A 1,143-nucleotide genomic window follows, 5' to 3' on the forward strand; every position below is an offset into this window, starting at 1 on the left:
GTCGCCGTGGATGACGCGCAGGGAGGTGAGCAGTTCGGCGAGCGGGGCGTTGCCGCCGCGTTCCCCGATGCCGCCGACGGTCGCCGAGATCCACCGCGCGCCCGCGCGGACGGCGGCGAGGGAGTTGGCGACGGCCATGCCGAGCATGTTGTGCGAGTGGATCTCGATCTCGGAGCCGTCGATCGCGGTGAGGTTCCCGATGACCTCCTCCATCCGCCAGGGCGAGAGGTACGCGACGGTCTCGGCCAGCCGGAACCGGTCGGCACCCGCCTCGAACCCGGCGGCGACGTAGGGGACGAGCCGCTCCTTGGGCGTGCGGGCGCCGTCCTCGCCGCTGAAGGTGACGTGGAAGCCGCGCTCCTTGGCCTGTGAGATCGCCGAACGGGCCAGCGTGTGCAGGAACTTGGCGCTGGGCGAACCGAGCTTGAGCTGCGCGTGCTGCTCGGAGGTCGGGATGGAGTACATGATGTGCCGCACGCCCAGGCGCTCGGCCTCGTCGAGCGCCCTCGCGACCTGCTGCCGGTCGCGCACCACGACGAGCGTCATGCTGCGCTCGGGGCCGACGGCCTCGTGGGTGGCGAGGACGAGATCGGCGTCCTTGGCGCCCGGGCCGGACACCATGCCGACCTCGACGAGCTCGATCCCGGTCTTCACCAGCAGGTCCGCGATGACCGCGGCGTCCTTGGGGCCGAACTCGACGCCGGCCATGTGCGCGGAGTCCCGCAGGGTCGCGTCGGACAGCCGGGGCGGTGCCACAGGGCTGCCCCCGTGCTCTTCTCCTGCCATTGCGTTCTCCTCCTTTTGCAGGGCCGCCAACCATGATGGTCGGGGCGATGTGAGGGGACAACGACTCCGATGTCAGAGCATTGTCAAGGACTGTGAGGGAAAGTCAGCGGGGGTCAGTTCTGTGAATTCTCCGGGGGCTGGTCGAAAAATCTGCATTCCGCGCCTGGAATTGTTCGAATGGTTGGCTACGGTGACCGAGCCTGTTTCCAGCAGATGGGAGTGGAGAGTTCGATGGAAATTCCGCCTTTCCCCACCGGTGCGTGGGCCCGGGAACTCGCCGGCCGCGTCGCGGCACCCACCACCGCCGACCGCACCAAATGCCCCGCCCCCCCACCGAACGACCTCCCCCCCCCCGCC

General features: G+C 69.3%; 1 protein-coding gene. It reads right to left on the reverse strand.

The window, feature by feature from the left end; all coding sequences use genetic code 11:
* Positions 1–786 (reverse strand): hydroxymethylglutaryl-CoA lyase-like TIM-barrel protein (locus tag ABTZ59_RS37220; RefSeq protein ID WP_351426057.1); only part of this gene is annotated, 786 nt, incomplete at its 3' end.
* Positions 787–1,143: the final 357 nt, after the last annotated feature.

The sequence above is a fragment of the Streptomyces sp. NPDC094034 genome (assembly GCF_040303865.1).
Taxonomy (GTDB): domain Bacteria; phylum Actinomycetota; class Actinomycetes; order Streptomycetales; family Streptomycetaceae; genus Streptomyces.